Origin of the sequence: Oscillochloris sp. ZM17-4, assembly GCF_019599295.1 — a bacterium.
Taxonomy (GTDB): Bacteria; Chloroflexota; Chloroflexia; order Chloroflexales; family Chloroflexaceae; genus Oscillochloris.
The window spans coordinates 75,277-79,819 of the sequence record NZ_JAIEWN010000021.1 but is presented as its reverse complement, the minus strand read 5'-3'; the positions used below and the strand labels follow the sequence as shown (position 1 = coordinate 79,819).

General features: G+C 67.5%; 3 protein-coding genes. All 3 read left to right on the top strand.

All coding sequences use genetic code 11. From position 1 onward, the window contains the following. Positions 1–91 precede the first annotated feature (91 nt). The 3 genes from K2Z83_RS16130 to K2Z83_RS16120 all read left to right on the top strand — a co-directional run bounded on the left by K2Z83_RS16130 (position 92) and on the right by K2Z83_RS16120 (position 4,512). Positions 92–565: a DUF123 domain-containing protein gene (locus K2Z83_RS16130; RefSeq protein WP_220596216.1), complete on the top strand. Its 474-nt coding sequence runs from the start codon at positions 92–94 to the stop codon at positions 563–565. Positions 566–710: 145 nt separating this feature from the next. Then, positions 711–3,131, top strand: coding sequence for a type I DNA topoisomerase (topA, locus tag K2Z83_RS16125; protein ID WP_220596215.1), 2,421 nt, complete (start codon positions 711–713; stop codon positions 3,129–3,131). A 211-nt stretch (positions 3,132–3,342) separates the two neighbouring features. Next, positions 3,343–4,512 (top strand): amidohydrolase/deacetylase family metallohydrolase, encoded by a 1,170-nt coding sequence (locus K2Z83_RS16120; protein ID WP_220596214.1) that lies wholly within the window; start codon positions 3,343–3,345, stop codon positions 4,510–4,512. The last annotated feature ends 31 nt before the right edge of the window (positions 4,513–4,543 follow it).

The window sequence follows — 4,543 nt, the reverse complement described above, 5'->3', positions numbered from 1 at the left end:
ATGCCCTGGATGAGTCGGCTCGGCTGTGCCAAAATCTCTCGTCTGCCGTATACTGCCTGTGGCGTACATCGCACAATCTCAAGGTGGGGCGATGCATAAGGGCAGCTATATCCTGGTACTCCAGCTCGATCATGCCATCGATGACCTTCAGGTTGGCAAGCTTGGGCGATACACCTTCCCGGCGGGCTCCTACCTCTATGTTGGCAGCGCCCTCGGCGCGGGCGGCCTGGAGGCGCGCCTGCGCCACCACGAGCGCCGCGAGAAGGCCCGCCCCCACTGGCATATCGACTACCTGCGCGCCCACGCGCTCCTCTGCGAGGTGTGGACTGTGGCGAGCCCGGTGCGGCTTGAGAGTCGCTGGTGCGCCATGCTGTCCAGATCGCCCGACGTGAGCATCCCCGTCGCCGGGTTTGGGTCCAGCGATACGCGCTGCCCCGCGCACCTCTTCCACATGGCCCGCCCGCCCCGATCGAGCTTCTTGAGCCAGATCATCCTCGCGGACCTCCTCGCCGATGGGCCGGCGGAGATCCAGATCGAGGTGCATCATTTCGACACTCCCGCTTGACAACCCCTGGCACCCTGCGTATAGTGCAGTAACGGTTGAGGGCAGACATCATCTATACATAAACCTGTCAGGTGCGGCCTAGTGTGTCGTCGCCGTCATGGGCGAGGCAGGGCCGCACCTGACAGGTTTTTAGCAGAAAGATCTTATGGGCGATAAGCTTGTGATCGTCGAATCGCCGGCGAAGGCGAAGACGATTCAGAAATATCTGGGGCGCGGCTACCGCGTCACCTCGAGCATGGGGCATGTGCGTGACCTGCCGAAGAAGGAGCTCTCCATCGATGTGGAGCACGACTTCGAGCCGGTCTACGAGGTGACGAAGCAGAAGGTGGTGAGCGAGCTGCGCCAGGCCGTGCGCGGCGCCGACGCGATCTACCTCGCCACCGACCCCGACCGCGAGGGTGAGGCGATCGCGTGGCATATCACCCAGGCGGTGAGCGTGCCCAAGCGCACCCCCGTCCACCGGGTGGTCTTCCAGGAGATCACCAAGAACGCGGTGCTCCAGGCGATCAACAACCCGCGTAAGATCGATAGCAACCTGGTGGATGCCCAGCAGGCCCGCCGTGTCCTCGACCGGCTCGTCGGCTACCAGCTGAGCCCGCTGCTCTGGGACAAGGTCAAGCGCGGTCTGTCGGCGGGGCGCGTGCAGTCGGTGGCCGTGCGCCTGATCGTCGAGCGCGAGGAGTCGATCGAGGCCTTTGTGGCCCAGGAGTACTGGACGATCGAGGCTGACCTCTCGAAGCAGGGGAGCAGCGCGAAGCGCGACGCCTTCCGCGCCGTGCTGATCGAGCGCGGCGGCAAGAAGCTCGATAAATTTGCGGTGGAGAATAAGGAGCAGGCCGACGCGATCGTCGCCGACCTCGGCGGCGCACGCTACGCGGTGCAGAAGATTGTCCGCCGCGACAAGCGCCGCAGCGCGGCCCCGCCCTTCACCACCAGCACGCTCCAGCAGGAGGCCGGCCGCAAGCTGGGCTTCAGCGCCAAGAAGACGATGACCCTGGCCCAGCGGCTCTATGAGGGCGTGGATGTCGGCGGCGATGAGGGCGCCGTCGGCCTGATCACCTATATGCGCACCGATAGCACCAACGTCTCCGGCGAGGCCCAGCAGGAGGCGCGCGAGGTGATCGGCCGGCTCTATGGTGCCGACTACCTGCCCGAGAAGCCGCCGGTCTATAAGACGAAGGCCAAGGGCGCGCAGGAGGCCCACGAGGCCGTCCGGCCAACCAGCTCGGCCCGCCGCCCCGAGGCCGTCGCCGCCAAGCTTGACCGCGACCTGCTGCGGCTCTACGACCTGATCTGGAAGCGCTTCCTGGCCAGCCAGATGGCCCCGGCGGTGTTCGACAGCACCACGGTGGATATTGGGGCGTTTACCAGGGGACAGGGGACAGGGGACAGGGGACAGGGGGGGGCACCCTACACGTTCAGGGCCACCGGCAGCGTGATGAAGTTCCCGGGCTTCCTGGCCGTCTACAACGTGAGCCTGGACGAGGGCGAGGAGGAGGAGGACAGCGAGCGGCGGCTGCCCCAGCTCAGCGAGGGCGAGCTGCTGAGCCTGCTGGCCCTGCTGCCCCTGCAGCACTTCACAGAGCCGCCGCCCCGCTTCACCGAGGCCAGCCTGGTGAAGGAGCTGGAGCAGCTCGGCATCGGCCGGCCCTCGACCTACGCCTCGATCATCTCGACGATCCAGGACCGCGAGTACGTCGAGCTCTCGGAGAAGAAGCTGATCCCGACCACGCTCGGGCGGGTGGTGACGGACCTACTGGTCAAGCACTTCCCGAAGATCGTCGACTACGACTTCACCTCGGCGCTTGAGCAGCAGCTCGACGACATCGCCGACGGGGCCAAGCGCTGGGTTCCTGTGCTGCACGAGTTCTACGGGCCGTTCCACACCACCCTGACGAACGCCCGCAGCGAGATGCGCAATGTGAAGCGCGAGGAGATCCTCACCGAGGTGCTCTGCCCGAAGTGTGGACTGGGCTTTCTGGCGATCAAGTTCGGGCGCAACGGCGAGTTCCTTGCCTGCTCGCGCTACAGCAAGGAGAGCGGGCCGGACTCCTGCGACTTCACGAGCGACTTCCACCGCGACGGGGACGGCAAGATCGTGATCGATAAGGCCGCCGCCCCCGAGACCAGCGACGTGATGTGCAACCTCTGCGGGCGGCCGATGGTGATCAAGAAGAGCCGCTTCGGCCCCTTCCTGGGCTGCTCCGGCTACCCGGAGTGCGCCAACACGCGGCGGATCGGCAAGGACGGCAAGCCGGTGCCGCTGCCCGTGCCCACCGGCGTGGCCTGCCCCAAGTGCAGCGAGGGCGAGCTGATGGGTCGGCGCGGCAAATTCGGCCGGCCCTTCTATGGCTGCTCGCGCTACCCCAAGTGCGACTACGCGACCAACAGCCTTGAGGAGATGGCCCCGGTGGTCCACACCGAGCCTGTGGCGAAGCCGGCGGCGGAAAAGAAGCCGGCGGCGGTGAAGAAGCCGGCGGCCAGCAGCACCAAGAAGCCGGCGACGGTGAAGAAGCCGGCGGCGAGCACCACCAAGAAGCCGGCGGCGCGTAAGAAAAGCGCCTAGTGCGCTTTCAGCGCAGGGGTTAGGCGTTGGGGGTCGGGGGTTGGGCGTTGCGATGAGACAGCACGCAGCATCTTGTCCAAAAGGGCTGCTTGAATCTACGCTAGTACTGCTGGAAAGTGCGTTGGGGTTCGTCGGGGCGCTCCGACGAACCCCAAGCGCACGGTGAGGGTGTGGGAGCGCGTTGCTCTCCCACATAGCATGGGAGGCTCCCGTGTATGATCTTCTCGTGAGCGGCGGCCACGTGATCGACCCCGCCAGCGGCGTCGATGGGCTGGCCGACCTCGCCGTGCAGGACGGGCGCGTCGCCCTGGTCGCCCCGCAGATCGACCGCGGCATGGCCCGCAAGTCCATCGACGCCGCCGGGCAGATCGTGACGCCGGGGCTGATCGATCTGCACACCCACATCTACTGGGGTGTCACCTACTGGGGCGTCGAGGCCGACCCGGTCGCCGCGCGCAGCGGCGTCACCACATGGCTCGATGCGGGCAGCGCCGGCGCCTACAGCTTCCCCGGATTCCGGCGCTATGTGCGCGACGCGAGCCGGGCGCGGATCTTCTGCATGCTGAACCTGTCGGCCATCGGCCTGATCGCGCCGACCTGGGAGTTTACGAACCTCGACTACTGCGACCTCGGCCTGGCGGCGCAGACGGTCGAGGAGAACCGCGACATGGTGCTCGGCATCAAGGCGCGGATCGACAGCAACACCACCCGCGGCGTCGGCCTGCGCCCGCTGGAGCTGGCCCGCGATCTGGCCGACCGGGTCGATCTGCCGCTGATGGTGCATATCGGCAGCGGCCCGCCCTCGATGTCGGCGATCAGCGATCTGCTGCGCCCCGGCGATATCCTCACCCACTGCTTCACCGGCGGGAACCATCGCCTGCTCACCGAGGACGGGCGGCTGTCGCCGCTGGCCCACGAGCTGCGGGCGCGCGGCGTGCTCCTCGACATCGGCCACGGCACCGGCTCGTTTAGCTACCAGGTGGCCGAGGCGGCCCTGGCCGAGGGCGTGCTGCCCGATGTGATCAGCAGCGATATCCACCAGCTCAGCGTGCAGGGGCCGATGTTCGACCTGCCGACGACGCTCTCGAAGTTCCTCAACCTGGGCGTGGGGCTGTCCGACGTGATCGACCGGGCCACGCGCCGCCCGGCGGCCGCCATGCGCCGCCCCGACCTGGGCACGCTCGGCGTGGGCGCGCCCGCCGACGTGGCGATCTTCCGCCTTGAGGAGGGCGACTTCACCTTCCACGATGTCGCGATGAGCCCGCGCGCGGGCACGCGGCGCCTGGCCTGCACGCACACCCTGGTGGATGGGGTGCCGCTGCCGCGCACGCCCGAGCTGCCGCTCGCCTTCTGGGCGACGCTGCCGGAGCACCAGCGGTGAGGGCGTGGGAGAGCCTCGCTCTCCCGTAAAA